The organism is Paenibacillus sp. V4I3, from assembly GCF_030817215.1.
In the GTDB taxonomy this organism is placed as follows: Bacteria; Bacillota; Bacilli; order Paenibacillales; family NBRC-103111; genus Paenibacillus_E.
In genome coordinates this window covers 5076135-5091614 of record NZ_JAUSZA010000001.1, presented here as the reverse complement: position 1 = coordinate 5091614, position 15480 = coordinate 5076135, and the positions used below count along the sequence as shown (strand labels likewise).

Annotated in this window: 12 protein-coding genes; 3 read left to right on the top strand and 9 right to left on the bottom strand. The window is 38.2% G+C overall.

The features are described 5' to 3' along the window. Positions 1-326: 326 nt before the first annotated feature. From QFZ77_RS23490 to QFZ77_RS23480, 3 genes are all read right to left on the bottom strand, one after another. Complete coding sequence (locus tag QFZ77_RS23490; RefSeq protein WP_307443083.1) at positions 327-896, bottom strand: SF0329 family protein; 570 nt, start codon at positions 894-896, stop codon at positions 327-329. Between the two features lie 33 nt (positions 897-929). Further along, complete coding sequence (locus tag QFZ77_RS23485; RefSeq protein WP_307443082.1) at positions 930-1091, bottom strand: hypothetical protein; 162 nt, start codon at positions 1089-1091, stop codon at positions 930-932. Between the two features lie 1083 nt (positions 1092-2174). Beyond that, positions 2175-3140 (bottom strand): sigma-70 family RNA polymerase sigma factor, encoded by a 966-nt coding sequence (locus QFZ77_RS23480; RefSeq protein WP_307443081.1) that lies wholly within the window; start codon positions 3138-3140, stop codon positions 2175-2177. A gap of 246 nt (positions 3141-3386) precedes the next feature. Between QFZ77_RS23480 and QFZ77_RS23475 the strand changes: the two genes are divergently transcribed. Together QFZ77_RS23475 and QFZ77_RS23470 are read left to right on the top strand one after the other, a co-directional pair. Beyond that, a complete protein-coding gene (locus tag QFZ77_RS23475; protein ID WP_307443079.1) occupies positions 3387-4664 on the top strand; it encodes an IS110 family RNA-guided transposase in 1278 nt (425 codons plus the stop codon). A gap of 649 nt (positions 4665-5313) precedes the next feature. Next, positions 5314-6765: an IS1182 family transposase gene (locus QFZ77_RS23470; protein ID WP_307443077.1), complete on the top strand. Its 1452-nt coding sequence runs from the start codon at positions 5314-5316 to the stop codon at positions 6763-6765. A gap of 365 nt (positions 6766-7130) precedes the next feature. On the opposite strand, the gene QFZ77_RS23465 is transcribed toward QFZ77_RS23470, so the two are convergent. The 3 genes from QFZ77_RS23465 to QFZ77_RS23455 all read right to left on the bottom strand — a co-directional run bounded on the left by QFZ77_RS23465 (position 7131) and on the right by QFZ77_RS23455 (position 10610). After that, positions 7131-8870: an ABC-F family ATP-binding cassette domain-containing protein gene (locus QFZ77_RS23465; RefSeq protein ID WP_307443076.1), complete on the bottom strand. Its 1740-nt coding sequence runs from the start codon at positions 8868-8870 to the stop codon at positions 7131-7133. An 801-nt stretch (positions 8871-9671) separates the two neighbouring features. After that, positions 9672-9974, bottom strand: a complete 303-nt coding sequence (locus tag QFZ77_RS23460; RefSeq protein ID WP_307443075.1) for a hypothetical protein — start codon at positions 9972-9974, stop codon at positions 9672-9674. A gap of 150 nt (positions 9975-10124) precedes the next feature. Next, a complete protein-coding gene (locus tag QFZ77_RS23455) occupies positions 10125-10610 on the bottom strand; it encodes a DUF2975 domain-containing protein (protein ID WP_307443074.1) in 486 nt (161 codons plus the stop codon). Between the two features lie 747 nt (positions 10611-11357). On the opposite strand from QFZ77_RS23455, the gene QFZ77_RS23450 reads away from it, so the two are divergent. Continuing rightward, entirely contained in the window at positions 11358-11675 is a 318-nt protein-coding gene (locus QFZ77_RS23450; protein ID WP_056837730.1) for an NIPSNAP family protein, read from the top strand. Positions 11676-11819: 144 nt separating this feature from the next. Here QFZ77_RS23450 and QFZ77_RS23445 read toward each other — a convergent pair whose 3' ends face one another. From QFZ77_RS23445 to QFZ77_RS23435, 3 genes are all read right to left on the bottom strand, one after another. Further along, positions 11820-12401, bottom strand: coding sequence for a glutamine amidotransferase-related protein (locus QFZ77_RS23445; protein ID WP_307443073.1), 582 nt, complete (start codon positions 12399-12401; stop codon positions 11820-11822). Positions 12402-12856: 455 nt separating this feature from the next. Continuing rightward, on the bottom strand, positions 12857-14278 hold the full coding sequence (locus tag QFZ77_RS23440; protein ID WP_307443071.1) for an NAD-dependent malic enzyme: 1422 nt from the start codon (positions 14276-14278) through the stop codon (positions 12857-12859). Between the two features lie 54 nt (positions 14279-14332). Beyond that, positions 14333-15466 (bottom strand): MFS transporter, encoded by a 1134-nt coding sequence (locus QFZ77_RS23435; protein ID WP_307443070.1) that lies wholly within the window; start codon positions 15464-15466, stop codon positions 14333-14335. Positions 15467-15480 lie beyond the last annotated feature (14 nt).

The following is a 15480-nucleotide window of genomic DNA, read 5'->3' as shown; positions in this document are numbered from 1 at the left end:
TTTTTCAAAACTCTATTTTGACTTCCGACAACTACCCCTTTCCGCGTCAAACTCAAAAAAAAGATTGAAATGACCCACTCTCCCCATGTGTGTATTCACTTGTATGATTCACATAGTAGAGTCGTTTTGCCGCAGCCCGCCGGTTTTCCCCCACCCCCTAAACGCTACTACATGGAAATAACAAAATATATCATAATTCACTATTCAGTATTCAGTATTCAGTATTCAGTATTCAGTATTCAGTATTCAGTATTAACATATTCTAGTCCTATAAATATTATATTCCAGCCATATAACTTTGGCATTTTGATAGTAAACATTAACATTCATAACGTGCTAAGCCGTAGCTCATAAAAATACTGCACAATTGGATGCTTTAACTTCATCTTCTCGGTCATGTTTAAAATTCGCTTTTTTCCAACTCTTCTGTCCACCAAAGCTAAAATATTCAATAAGATAACATTGCTCTCTAGGCTTTCCTCTATAGAAATAGATAAAAACTTATTTGCTACAACAATAAAATTGGATTTACTTAATGCTGACTGTTCTGATAAAAGCTCCTTTGCATATTCTGATATTTTTCTATTTCTTGCAATTACTTTGAGACGATCCTCCGGAACTATCCCCTTGGTATCTTTTCTGACAGCTTCAATTTCTTCATTGTTGATAGGAATTTGGATATTTGGATCATTCTTTATTTCCAGCTCCGTATGATACCATCTGATTAAGGTAGTTACATCACTCATATTGAGTATGTTCTTTTTATCTACCGCAATATAACAAAGACCTGCTTTATCAGGTAAATAACGGTAGCTGGTTGCGCGGTATTCGAACCTTCCATATAGCGCAGGACAGAGAAAGCTCTCCAGAAGTTGCTTCAATTTGCTCCAGGCCATGTAATCCTCCTATTTAACGAGTGAACTTGCCATCTAACACCTTGAATCCAACACTTCGATCATATTGAACCTCACCCACATACCCTTTTCATTTTTTTCTAGAAGATTTGTTCCGATAAAAGCTTCTAATAAATCATAACCTGTTGGTAAAGAAAGTACAGCTACTCCGTTCATATCAATAAGTTTAAAATTCATAAATACACTCCGCTTCCGTGCTATTGGATTAGAATTTAACCTTTCGATGGTATAATCCTTCCCGTTCAATAAACAAAAGAGGAGCTATTTAAAGTAGCAGCCCCACTATCGGTAACAATAGGTAAGCATTTGATGTCATCTCCAGCTTTTCCCCTGCTCCACACCGGACGTGCCAGTTTCCCGGCATCCGGCGTTCCCTCTAACTGAATTTACTAAATCATAAGTTCCTCGTTACTCAAGGATATTGACGTTTTGTCATCCTAGTAGCTTGCACTGTGGCATCCATTGATGTTCCCACGTTCCTACCTGATCGGTGCAATTCACGCTTGGAAAACAATTTTTCTTTTCAGTTAGACTTGGGGCTGTTCCTCCACTCCCATTACAGGAGATTCACCAGTCGCGCCCCTGCCCTCACAAGGATTAATGTATTTCGGCATGTGCCTTATAACAACCGTTTTGGGTAACAGCCCTTGTTGCAACGTCCCTTGCTTTCCAAGTCCCTTACATCCTAGCTATTCTTTCTGGACTTAGGTGCTTCCTCTAAGCCTGTGAGACCAATGCCGCCATTGTTTGGCATAGCGTATTTCATAGGAAAAATTCTTACTCTACGCCGCTCACCCCATCATTTGATGGTGCATATGTTTCCATATGCTCTAACTTTAGACCTGTACATTCGGAAGTTCGTCAGTTCAGTCTGTTTGAACATTCTCACCATATCCAGTTTTTCAGCCGCGCGGCATATCCGTTAGCATACCTTTTCTATTCGAATGGCTCTAGCCTTCGTTCTGCCGAATCTACCTGTACTTCACACCACATGACCTGTTAGTCATGACGCGCGCAGGAGTATTGGCGGAATGGTTTCGGGATACATGGTTCCGTCATTCCCATCCTCGGTTGTAAAGTTAAGATTACTCATTGCAATCTCCTGCTTTTCACGAAGTTAGTCGCTTATAGCAGAACTTGTCATACTTATCCGTTAGCTTAATGCGACCTTGAGTCTTCACAATCATTATTAACAAGAAAAAAAGGACACGCAGCAAGGCATACTCCTGTTTCCATAAATGTTGTAGAATAAAGAGTTAGCTAACATTGAATAATCGTAATTCTGTTCCCGTCTGGGTCACTTACTTGAAAACGGTCTCCACATGAATTTTCCTGAATATCTCCTATTACTAGCACACCTTCTTCTTTTAAAACCGCGAAAAACTCCTTTGCGTTTTCTGTTAACAATTCGAACATCGGTGCAGGATTGCCATTCCTGATAAAATGAATTTTGTATTCTTCCTTTTCTTGCTGCAGGAGAAGGACGGGTCCGTTTCCAAGCTTTATAAAAGCGTTACCTCCACCATCATCTGTCTTTAAAATCCCCCGCACTAATGCACAACCTAGATGATTAATGTAGAAATCCACTGATTTCTGAATGTTTTTAACGGGGATATTGATGCAGGCTACTCCCGTTATATGCTTAATTACCTTTTGCTCAAAATCCTTATCAACTTTCTGTGTTGCCAGTGTCTCTTGAACCATCTCAAACAACTCCTTTTTTAATAGTTCCTTTGAGCGTCTTATGCGGCTTTCCACAGCACTCAAAGAAATACCTAAGAATTGGCTATTCTCCCTAGAATTAAATCCACTGATGAAATACATAACTGTTACCTGTCTGTATTTCTCATCTAATGACTTTAACGCATCCCAAACCTTTTCCTTTGTTTCATTAATTTCAATTACTTCTTCTACTGAAACTGGGGTCGGAATATTGTAGGCTTCCGAAAGAGTGTTTAAAGGTGCACGCCTTTTCCTAAGCCAATCAATACTCAAACTTCTGGTGATAGTAAATAACCAACTTCCGAACTTATCGGAATCCTTAAGCATTCCTAGACTACTCCACGCACTAACAAAAGCCTCTTGAGCTATGTCTTGGGCATAATGGAAATCACCTATTACGCTAAATGCCGTTGCATAGACTGCATTTGAGTATTTAGAAACTAATGCCGAGTACGCTTCTAAATCGCCCTGGTTCGCAGATTTAACCACCTCTTTATCTTCCATAACTCACCTCAACATCCCATACACTATATAGACGGAAAATCTTACTAAAACCAGTCAAACCATGAGTATTTTTTTAAATTCAATATGTAGAGAACTTATCCTTTATTTTTTGTCTCTTCAAACTAAACTGCCCGTTAACATTCCTGTAGGTGTTAATAGATGGAACTTGCAGAAAAAAGGACGCCTCGCTAGGATGAGTATGTACCTGGGTTGCAGCCCTCAGAACTCACCTTAGGAGGCGTTATTATGAAGTCTAATCCAATTAATTCTCAAAATCAACGTGTAGAACGAATCTCCACTACCACTCTGGTCATAGGCATCGACATTGCCAAGGAGAAGCATGCTGCGCAAGCCATTAATTTTCGAGGTATTGTCCTCACCAAGCGCCCTATTCTATTTTCGAATGACCTAGCCGGCTTTGAGCTTTTAGAACACAGTATTCGGAATTTACAGAAGATGCACGGCATGAATGACTTCGTTGTGGGAATGGAGAGCACCGGTCACTACTGGTTCAATCTTGCCAACTGGTTGGTGGATCAAGGCATTGATGTGGCTCTTGTCAATCCAATGACAACCAAACGCAATAAGGAAAACAGAGATAACTCACCTTCCAAGAACGACCCAAAAGATGCTCTGGTCATCGCCGATGCAGTGAGTCGTGGGTTCTACACGCCCTTCTCTCCAAAGGATGAAGCATTCCGCCGCATACGGGTTATGGTTACAAACAGAGAGCACTGGGTTGTTAAATCAGGACGGATTAAGAATAGAATCCACCGCTGGCTCGATATCCGGTTTCCAGAATACAGACAAGCATTTGATGATATTTTTAGCGATCGTTCGTTGGCCTCTTTGCGTCGGTTTCCAGCCCCTTCTGACCTATTACAGCTAACTCCGGAGCAAATGGTACAGATCTGGGGTGAGTATATGGCCAGACCTGGCGGGGTGCGAGGTACGAACAAGGCTTTGGAACTTCAATCACTCGCTAGACATAGCGTGGGAGACACTACTGCCCTTGAAGAAGATAAATGGGAGCTGAGGCACCTCATCGAAGAGTATGAAAGGATCCGCCGAATTATTGACGAAGCGGACGAGATGATTGAAAAGATACTGCCTGAAATTCCTTGTTCTGATCTCGTTCGATCTGTCGGTACTTCCGTTCCTGCAACGGCTGCCATATTGGCATTTGGCGGGGACTTACGTAAGCTGTCTCACGGAAATCAATTATTGCGCAAGGCAGGATTGAACTTAGCAGAACGAAGTTCAGGCAAGTATAAGGGGCAAATCAAGCTCACCAAACGAGGCAACTCGCTACTGCGCAAGCATCTCTACTTCACTGTGTTTCACCTGTTATCTTTCAATGAAGCGTTCCAAGCCATGCATGCGCATAATACCGAAGTGAAACGAATGACGAAAATGCAGTCCATGATGAAGCTGATTGGGAAACTAGCCCGTATGCTTGTAGCCATGGCAAGAGAAGGACAATCATTCTCCATGGATAAGGCCCAGCTACCATTAGCTGCATAAAAAGTAAATTTTAACCCTGACACGTAAATTGGCTCATTCGCAGGAACTCACAAAGAAAGCACGGAGTACCGATATTTTTAAGCTTTAGGGCATAGACCCGTTCCGTTAACGTTGATCGGACTCCACACCTTGGAAAGATAGGACGAAGGAATGTGAGGGCAAAGACCCGTCGAGATTTGGGAGAGTGAATCCCCAAGGATATTGTGGAGAGAAGCGTGCATCATAACTTTATTATGGAAGATGTTGTAAATACATCAACACCTTCTGTTCCCGCATGCGCTCTAACGGAACTGCCTGCCACACACTACCTAAACACCGGAACTCCTATTTAACATGCATTTTGAAATCCTGCGAATGAGCGAGCATTCGTGAGAAAATCCTTATTCTCTGAGGGAGCTTAATGCTCGCGGTCAGTCTACAACTTTATTTTCTCAATTTATCACTTTATTTTCAATGAACATTCACTGACAAATAGGACTGTTAGCACTTAGTTTAATATTCGAGCAGTAAAAAGACACTGAGATCCTATTCGAGGCCACTGAAAAAGTTCCCTTTAATGAAAGCAAAGGTACAGATTCCCTCAATTTTTTGAGGATGCTGTACTTTTTTTTCTGTATAATTAAGGTATTATACTTGGCGGGTGATTACGATGATTAAAAACCAACAGTCGATGATTTTAAGTCCATATATGGAGATTTACAACTTAGTTGTTCCCAAGGATAATTTACTGCGACAAATTGAAGAACTCGTTGACTTCTCTTTTGTATACGATGAACTGAAGAGTAATTATTGTCTGGATAACGGTCGATATGCTATCGACCCCATTCGTATGTTTAAGTATTTATTACTAAAATCCATCTTCGATTTATCAGACGTAGACGTCGTAGAACGCTCGAAATACGATATGTCCTTTAAATATTTTCTTCAAATGGCGCCCGAAGAAGCAGTGATTGAACCGAGTTCCTTGACCAAGTTTCGGAAATTGCGGTTAAAAGACCTAAACCTATTAGATCTACTGATCCAACAAACAGTAAAAATTGCAATTGAAAAAGAAATTATTAAAAGCAAAGCTATCATCGTCGATGCCACGCACACCAAATCCCGTTACAATCAAAAAGCTCCGAAAGAAATATTGATGGATCGTTCCAAGAAGCTTCGGAAAGCTGTCTACAAGATTGATGAATCCATGAAAAATAAGTTTCCAGCTAAGACCACAACAGAAGCGTTAGAAGATGAAATTGATTATTGCCAAAAACTTATCTCAGTAATTGAGAAGGATGATAGCATCTCGAGATTCCCCAAAGTAAAAGAACAGTTGAACTTTTTAAAAGAGACCATTAGGGATGACATTGAGCAATTGCGGATTTCACAAGATCAAGACGCAAGAGTAGGCCATAAAAGTGCGGATTCCTCGTTTTTCGGCTACAAGACGCACTTGGCTATGAGCGAGGAACGAATAATTACCGCAGCAACCATAACAACTGGAGAAAAAACTGACGGGAAGCAATTGAAAACATTGATTGAAAAAAGTATGGCCGCTGGCATGAAGATCGATACCGTAATTGGGGATACTGCGTATTCAGAAAAAGATAATATTATTTATAGCAAGAAGAATGAAATACAGCTCGTATCGAAGCTACACCCCTTGGTGGCACAAGGAAAGCGAAGCAAAGAAGATGAATTTGAGTTTAATAAAGATGCAGGTATGTTTGTATGCAAGGCAGGACATATGGCGGTTAGAAAAGCTCGGACAGGCAAAAAGGACAAGGATAGGAACCAAAAGACTACTTACTATTTCGACATTGAAAAATGCAAAAGATGCCCATTAAAGGAAGGCTGCTATATAGAAGGTGCTGCGACAAAAACATACAATGTAAGTATTAAATCGATCGAACACGCTGAACAAGCATCTTTTCAAGAAAGCGATGATTTTAGAGAAAAGTCGAAGCAACGCTACAAAATAGAAGCCAAAAATAGTGAATTAAAACATAGGCACGGGTTGGATGTAGCGGAATCCTCGGGTCTAATTGGCATGGAGATACAAGGCGCGCTAGCAATATTCACTGTAAATTTGAAGCGAATAATGAAATTGACTGATTAAAATTCAGCAATAAAGATGTAAGAGAATAAAAAAAGACGGCTCATGTCCATGAAAAAATGGAAATGATTCGTCTTTTTTTTATTTAGTGGATTTAGAAATTCTAAAAACAGAGAGTTTGTCAGTGGCCTCATCCTATTCATCAGTGTCTTTTTTGTTGATACTTTTCCTCCAACATCTATTTCATCGTTGAACTCAGACTAATTCACTTTAGCTCTATTAGCTGTAACTGACTTCACGTTCTTGTTGGATGGTTGCCATTCACCCCAAGATTTAAGCTTGCTTACCATCCATTCGATCCGGAGTAGCCGTAAATTCCCAGTACAATAAATTGATTCTTGTAATCATTTCAATCAGAGCGTTATGATTTAAAGCAACTTAATCAGCTCTTCTAGCTCATCAACCAATACTTTTGCAAGTTCAAAATCAGTATCTTTTAAAGCCAATTCTATTTTCATTTCAACTGATTTTTTATTTTGTTCAGTTTCTAGATAGTCTCTATTAAAATGACTAGCATAAATCATCTGTCTAAATTTTCGCATACTCATTTTTCTAATCGTCTTATCGTCAATGATTAAAACATAATCCATACCATTTACAACAGAATAGAAATCATGAGAAATCATGAGAATCGCACCTTTATAGTCTTCAATGGCTTTCTCCAGTGCTATTTGTGTATAGGTGTCTAAATGGCTTGTCGGTTCGTCAAGAAGCAATACGTTTGCTTTACTGGCAGAAACTTTAGCCAATTGTAGCATATTTTTTTCTCCACCAGATAAAGATTCTATCTTTTGATTAACGATTTCTCTTTCAAAGCCATAGTTTGAAATATACGATCTAACCTCATCATACGTTTTAAACCCAGCATCGATGAATTCTTCTAGTATTGTATTAGAATCCTTTAGCATTTCTCCTTGATTCTGAGATAGATAAGCCACTTTAACATCAGCATTTATTTCAATTGAAGCATGATTATTTGTAAAGATATCTCGGAGTAAAGTCGTTTTCCCGGTACCGTTTGGACCTATAATGGCTACTTTATCTGTAGATTTTATCTCAAAGTTAACATTGTCTAAAAGCAATTCATCAAACGTAACACGATAATTATTGACATTTACAACAATGGTGTCTTCAATCTCATTTTCAATACCAAAACTAATATTCGGTTGCTTAATATCAACAAATGGCGCTTTAATTCTACGCGCTTCCAATCTTTCTTGAAACCTAACTCTAGCTTTTAATGCTCTCCCTCTAGATGCTTCTGAATTATACGTTGCGATAGCTCTAAGATTATCAATAATGTTATCGTATCTCTCAATTTCTTCTTGTTCAGCGACTGCGATTTCTTGCAACTCAATTTTTGTCTGAAGTAATGAGAAGTTGTATTCAATATATCGCCCATCAAACTCTTGGATCTCCATGTTTTCAAGGTGTAGTATTTTGTTGAAACAATGATTCAATAGATATCGGTTGTGCGTAACAACTAGCAGTATTCCTTTGTGAGAATTAATCAGATTTTTAAGCGCATTTAGGTTTTCAAAGTCTAAAAATACATCTGGTTCATCCATAATCATTAAATCTGGACTACTAAGCATTTCCTTCATCACTTGAATAAGTTTGAATTCCCCACCGCTCAGGTCGGATACCCTAAGATCTTTTAGCTTCATGAGGTTTGCTAGATTTAGTTTCTTATTAATGTTGCTTTCAAAATCATCCCCACCGATTGAATCAAATGCGTCTAAAGCTAATTGATACTTTTCTAATAACGAATCAATATCCGATGATGTTTCCATTTCAGTACAAATAGATGTTATTTCATTTTGTATCTTAATAAATTCTTCCCCTATATATTCAAAAACTGTTGTTTCTTTAGTTTTGTCTAGTTGTGAGAATTGACTTACATGCCCAATTTTGCAAGTCGGGTCTATTTCTAACATGCCCTCTAACATATATCTTTCTGGATCCATCAGTATATCTATCAATGTACTTTTCCCACTGCCACTTGTTCCTATAAAAGCGCAATGTTGTCCCTCTTCAAGCGTAAATGAAATGTTTTTATATAGTTCTTTTTGCGGAAATGAGAAGGATAAGTTTTCAACTTTTATCATAGTATTACCTTTCTTTATAACTAAAATAGTGACTATTATTAGATGTATTGAAGAGCATAGATTTCGAGTTTACCGTTGTTAGAATAACACTTGTTACAACCAACTTCAATCAATTCACATTAAAGTTGTTCGTTAAATCGAAAAATACAACTTAGAATAAAATGATCACGCCTGTTGATTAGCCAGATACTAGATTTAGAAGGTTATACAAATAGACAATTTGTTCCTTAAATCGAATGATAGGTATTGATTTACAAGCGATTATGTATGGTTTTTAATAATCATATAACCACTTTAAAAGCACGTTTGCCATGAGTGCTGCGAACAAATGTTATGCGTCCAATAGCCAATTAAGATCTACATTAAATTTTTTCCTCAATTGCTGCAATGTAACAGCTGAAGGTTTTGTCTTACCTTGATCGATCTCACTCAGCGTCCCTTATGATATCCCTATTGCATCAGCGAAAGCACCTTTTCACCAATAGTATTCATTATTTTACCCCATTTATTTTAAAAATAGGGCCCATCCTAATTTGATATCCAAAAAAATTCAATTCACAATAAAAGGCTAATCTTCCGAGTATTGTATGTGTCTTGAGAAAATATAGTGTTAGACTGAACCCCTTAATGTTACGGGATTTATCAATTTAATTATCGTCAGATTAATAAAATTAAGTATTAGACTGGCCCTGAAAATGAAACAGCGGCGGACTAGGACTCGAAAAATAAAGTCTTAGACTGCCGCTGTACTCTACTATTGAACTAACGTTCCTCGTTAGTTGAATCCTACATTGCTCACTTCTACTCAAACAATACGTAAGTATTATCCAAACCGACCATATCTTTTAATGATTTACCGCTCGAATAGTGATTAGGTTTGTCTTTTGGAATAACACAAAGAATATTTCCGGCTTTTCCTTGGGAGAGATTAGTTAGCTGTAGAAGGTCATCATTATCGAAGATATATGATACAAGATAATCATAGAAGTCATGCTCTTTATCTGCCACATTTAACCCAACATTGAAGAGTCTTACCTTCGTACCAGCCCAAATTTTCTCATCATTGCTTATGTTTATTAAAGGGACATATCCCGTTGCTTCCATTAAAACACCTCACCTGTTTCTGAACTTGCATTTCACTATCGTGTCCCGTTAGTTAAATAAATTAGTTGTCTGTTTTTATTGAGTGTTCTTCGTCGCTTTTGTACTCCAAAATCACTTGGCTGACAATCAAAAGTCTTACACATCCGTTAATCATTCATTTTTCGACTTTATATCAGGGGCATTTTTTAATGGCTTCTGAAGTGCGTCCACAATGGCTGCGATGATACTTGTTGCTAAAATACCCATTAGACATAATGATGTAGGACCCGCTGCATCATCACTATCTGTAACTGTAGCAAGCACCCTTAAACTTACTATTCCTATCAAAATGAGAAAAATGACTGTAAAAGCACATTTCTTTATAATCTGTAAGGATTTAAGGGATAATTCAGAGAAAGCATTGTTCTTTTCGATGTAGGTTAAAAGTTTATATGCTTGATACAACGCAACAGAAAACGCAATACAGAATCCGTATGCACATACTAAAAAGGGGATTAGGAAGTAAGCCGTATCTGGATGTACCCTTGCATCTCTAACGGCTATCTCAGGCAACCAGATACACAAAGCAAGCACTGCAATTCCAGACAGAAAAATAATTACCTTTAAGAAAGTGGTTGAACCTCGTTTAACATTCATTTAAAACACCTCACTTATTTAATGACAACATGATTTTAGCATACGATTTATCGTTTTACAATAAATTTATATTGTTTTTTTATTATATTATTGTTATTGAAATATCCTTTTAATTTTGACAAAAATAAAAAGCATTTCTCATTACAAAGAAATGCTCTTACTTTAAAATGTTAAATTTGCAACTTATTTAACAAAACTGCCCGTCCCTCGGTTTTAATCAATAAACAAAAAGAGGAGTTGCCGCGAAGCAGGCTCCTTAACTATAGTTTCCGTTAGCGTAACAATATACTATTCATGCTCATGCTATATCTAAAGATTTCAAAAGTAAGAGACATGTTTCTTTCCACGTTCATTTATTTTTCCAAAGAGGCTATACTTCGTATTTTAAAAAATGTATAACATCATCAGTTATCATATCACAAATAGAAGAATCCTTTGAATTTTCATAAATTACGAAATGACCTGCTTTAAACTTATTCTTTTCAATATACTTGCCAGTATGGTCATATTCCTTGTTATTGATTAAATCGTATGATTTTAAAATGTTATTCCTTAAATGTGAAAAGAAATAATGTTCAGGATCAAACACAAACCACCTACCATCACCCAATCTAACATGAAATGCATTAGTCGGGTTATTATTTATAACATTTATTGCCCAGGGTCGAAGATTACTGGTAAAATAACTGAGAGTAGGCAACGATCAACGAAAAAACTCTACGATTTACAGAAAGCGAGGGAATGGGCATGCTTTACGAGTTGCGCATTTATACCATGCATGAGGGGAGAATGGAAGCGATTCTGCAACGTTTCAGCCAGCATACACTTAGTATTTTCGAGCGGTTGGAAATAAAGGTGTACGATTTCTGGATCGATCAGACGGGGCTTCCGAAGTTGTATTACGTGATGGAATATAAGGATATGGAGGAACGGCAACGGCTGTGGGGTGCGTTTCGACAAGACCCGGAATGGATCGAGGTGAAACGCAAATCCGAGGAAAGCGGGCCCATAGTGGAGAAGATTGAGGAAATATTTATGAATCGGGCCGATTTTTTTATACGATAGCGCGTTTGGCACTTGCCCCTCAACGGGATAATACAGGAACGGAGCTTACAGCCTAGCCGGCGGGCTCCGTTTTTGATTTAGGGAGTCGTCTCAGCCGTTATTGCTACTGCCACACATGAGGCGATTATTACACTATCGTTTCCGTTAGCTTAATTCTCTGGCTGACATAAGACAGTTAGTAATAAAAGGGTCAACGATGCAGTGTGTTGAATTAGAAGTGGAACTTAATTGGGGAACAAATAACGTGCCTATGAAGAACTTATGCTCAGGTAGTTCAATAATTCTTGGGTTGCCAATGTAATCCGTTCCGACTATTCTTAATCCGGCTTCATGAATTTGTTTTTCATATTCCGAACTAAGTCCATAGTTACATCTGAACTGTTCAATTACATTTTCAACTTGATAAATATCAAAGATTCTCGAGGTTTTCTTTACTATGAATTCACCTTTTTGGCCGACTAATGAGCAAGCCAGTTTACTAATAACTATTTGATTTGCGTGTGGATCGCGTTCTTCGTGCCCAGCATTATCCAGCATCATTTTGTTTCTTGCATATTCCATAATGATGTATTGAAATCCACCGCATATCCCTAACAAAGGTATATTGTTTTCGCATATAATACGGAGCTCGCAATCCGCGTGGCTCCGTTGTTTTTGTTTCATAATTAATTGGAATTTGCCTTTTGGCGTATTCCGATTACGCTTCTGTTTCAAAATTATTTGCAATAGAAAATACTGCTTTTATGCAGTATTTGCATAAATATTCATACACTTTTTCGACAAAAGTTACAGTGTATCGTTTGTTGTTCAAAACATCTTGACGCAGTGAACAACAAACGACTTAATTTTACTACTCACGAAAGTTCAAAAAGCCTACAAAAAAAGCCTGTTGAGGCTTCAACAGACCATTTACATATTCATGTATATCCATTTTTTCCAAAAGAAAAAAGTAAATGAGCTTTGAGTCTAATTACTAATAATTACTTATTATCAATAAACTTTTGTTTCTTTCAGCTTCATGCAATTCACCGGTCTCCTGAAGTACATAAGCCGGAAAAGAAGGATACCCAAATTCCAATACATCTGCGCAGCAATCACAAATTTTTTCTGAGATTTGCTTTTCCGCAAGATTGCAAAGGAGACATAATAAATTCTGATTCAAATGAATTCACATCCTTCAGTTATGCTTTTCCATACTCTTTCGGAATTCTACGGGCAACTCCGGTCTGAATAGCTGCTTTAATTACGCTGTCCCTTATGAGTTTTACTACATCCTGGTTAAACACACTTGGAATAATATATAGCTTATTAAGAGCTTTATCGGGAATTACTGATGCAATAGCCTGGGCGGCAGCAAGCTTCATTTCCTCGTTAATCGTTGTTGCCCGGCAATCAAGCGCCCCTCGAAATATACCAGGAAAACATAATACATTATTTATTTGATTTGGATAATCGGATCTACCGGTTGCAATTACTGCGGCAATATCCTCTATTTCTTCGGGAAGAATTTCCGGTGTAGGATTAGCCATACAAAAAACAATGGGTTGCAGCGCCATTTTTTGTACATCTTCTCTCTTTAAAACTCCGCCGCGAGATAACCCTATAAATACATCAGCGCCTTCAATCACATCATGTAATGAACCCAAACTTAGATTGCGGTTTGTATGTTTGGCATACCACTCCCACATTGGATTTTCAAATTTACCGCCTTCAACAAGGGCGCCTTCCCGATCAACGCCTATGATTTCCTTTACGCCTGCTGCCAATAGTATTTTGGTGCAAGCTATTCCGGCAGCTCCAATACCGCAAACAACGACCTTCACATCACTTATTGATTTACCAACTATCTTTAGAGCATTGATAAGTCCTGCAAATAAAACAACTGCTGTTCCATGCTGATCGTCGTGAAAAACAGGAATATCGAGTTCGTTTCGAAGCCTCTCTTCAATTTCAAAACATCTGGGCGAGGATATGTCCTCTAAGTTAATGCCGCCGAATGCAGGCGATATATGTTTAATAGTAGCTATGATTTCTTCAACATTCTGTGTATTTAAACAAATTGGAAAAGAATCCACATCGGCAAACTGCTTAAACAACATAGATTTCCCTTCCATAACAGGCATAGCCGAATATGGGCCAATGTTACCTAATCCCAGGACAGCACTTCCATCCGATACAACAGCAACAGTGTTTCTTTTTATAGTAAGGTTATAAGCATTTTCTTGCTTTTCATGAATAGCCATGCAAACCCGTGCAACGTCAGGCGTATACACACGCGATAAATCTTCCCGATTTTGAATAGGTACTTTCAATTTTGTTTCTATTTTCCCGCCCAAATGAAGAAGAAATGTCCTATCAGAAACATGAATTAGTCGGACGCCAACTAAATTTTTGATAGCAATAACAATTTGTTCGATATGCTTTTGATCTGAGACTGTAACTGTGATATCACGAATGGTTGAATCTTCTCCCATTTGGATAACATCAATAGCTATTACATCTCCACCATTTTCGTTTATTACTGTTATGACTTGTCCGAAATTAATTTGCTCTGTATAGAGTTCCAATCTTAAAATAATACTTTTACCGCCAAAGTTATTCATCCCAATTACCTACCCTCAAAAAATTAACTTTCAAATTCAGTCCGATAATTGCTCTCACTGTTCATCTGCGTTGGATCTGGTCAGATACGCTCCACCGATTAGCAGTGCACTGCTGACATAAAACACTGAGACAAGCCCAACCGACGAACCTACTAAACCGAAAAAGAGTGGGGCTATCAATTGTGATAGCCGGTTCGACGCTAATCGGAGCCCTAGAACTTCGCCTGTTCTCATTTTTGGAGAAGCATTGTAGGTCGTAGTCATCGAAAGCGGTTGACCGCACCCCAGACCCGCACCCATCAATGCGCTCAACACACAGAAAAAATAAAAATGACTTGTAAATGGGACCAGGAAAAATGAAATTCCTGCAGTAAAGATGGAGGCTAATAAGATTCGGTTCCGACCAAAGATGATAATAAGTTTAGGCAAGAAAAACCGGACTGCGACCATACTTATCCCCTGAATGGCTATAATCCATCCAATAACACTCGGTAAAATATTCTGTTGCTTAGCAAACAACGGAAAATATGCTACGAAAATATCTCGAGAATACAAAACAAGTGCACTTGAAACCAAAGCTTTCCTTAAAATTGGTATTTTCAATAAACTCATAGAACCGGAAAAGGCATGATCCGATTGTTCGTTCTTTCTAATAATGACAGGTATAAAGAATGAAATCGCAATCGGTATCAATCCAGTGAACATAGAAACAAGAAAAGCAAACGTATAAGAAAAATGTTCAACCAGATATCCTCCAACGACCGGACCTATGACGCTACCCAATGACATCGCCATGCTAAATATGCTGAAATATTGATCTCGATTCTTGGGGGTTGCAGCGTTGCCTAGCACGTTTTGGAGTGAAATATTTATAAAAAGCTGCGAAACGCCTATTATGGCTTGGGATGTGTATAGTGACCACATGGACGGATAACAAAAAGGGAAAGCCATCCCTACCGTCATACCGACTGTGCCCAGAATAATTGGTAACCGATCGCCTACATAATCGGAGATTTTACCTGCATAAATGGCGAAAAATAGCGGAAAGAATGCGTAAAAAGCTGTTACCATACCAATTTCAAATGTATTAGCGCCCAAATGGGAAGCAAATAAGGTGACAACAGGTCTGGTGATATTCAACATGACTTGAAATCCTATTGTGATGATGATGACAACTCTTAATACCATATCGTTCACCTTTA